General features: G+C 38.3%; 1 protein-coding gene. It reads left to right on the top strand.

Translation table 11 applies throughout. The annotated features are described in order from the left end of the window. Positions 1-143: 143 nt before the first annotated feature. Complete coding sequence (locus GQR46_RS20280) at positions 144-344, top strand: ribosome alternative rescue factor ArfA (RefSeq protein WP_024591136.1); 201 nt, start codon at positions 144-146, stop codon at positions 342-344. The last annotated feature ends 382 nt before the right edge of the window (positions 345-726 follow it).

The raw sequence follows: 726 nt of genomic DNA, 5'->3' as shown, positions 1-726 counted from the left end.
AAGTACCTATTGAGTATTAAAAATACTTGCACGGTTGAAAATTAGGCCTACAATCGCCATCTCATAAATAGGCCGATATAAAAGCCCATTTATTATTTGAATCCAAGTTTAACTTTAAATAACCATTAGTTGATAGGAAATATATGACTAAAAAATCTAAAGCAAAAACCGCAAGCAACAGCGCGGTAGACACAGGACGAGGCGTTATAAACCACAATGCATTAGCAGCGTTGGTAACCTCTAAATTATTTAAACCACAAGTAGTTAAAGCTAAAAAAGGCAAAGGCTCGTTTAAACGCAGCAACAAACATTCAGGACAAGAGTCCTATTTAATCGCGGCTTAAATAGCTCCGATCAAATAGGGCTTTTGAATTTAGTAGGTGAGGTTTTATACCTCGCGTTCACTTTTAGAGCATTTAAGCCACGTTACATGAGCGCGATATAAAATCGCACCTACGGTTTTATTGAGTGCGGTGTTTACGTTTATGTAGGTGAGGTTTTATACCTCGCTTTTACTTTTAGAGCATTAAAGCCATGTTACATGAGCGCGAAATAAATTCGCACCTACGGGTTTGGTGTTTGCACGATGTAGGTGAGGTTTTATACCTCGCTTTCACTTTTAGAGCATTTAAGCCACGTTACATGAGCGCGAAATAAATTCGCGCATACGGGTTTGGTATTTGCACGATGTAGGTGAGGTTTTATACCTCGCTTTTACTTTTAAAG

It is taken from the genome of Pseudoalteromonas sp. Z1A6 (assembly GCF_011378745.1).
Lineage (GTDB): Bacteria > Pseudomonadota > Gammaproteobacteria > Enterobacterales > Alteromonadaceae > Pseudoalteromonas > Pseudoalteromonas arctica.
The sequence above is the reverse complement of the archived record's forward strand: the minus strand, read 5'-3'. Positions and strand labels throughout refer to the sequence as shown.

Excerpts from the sequence above, each read along its gene's own strand:
- GQR46_RS20280 (WP_024591136.1), top strand. The coding sequence starts at position 144 with ATGACTAAAAAATCTAAAGCAAAAACCGCAAGCAACAGCGCGGTAGAC.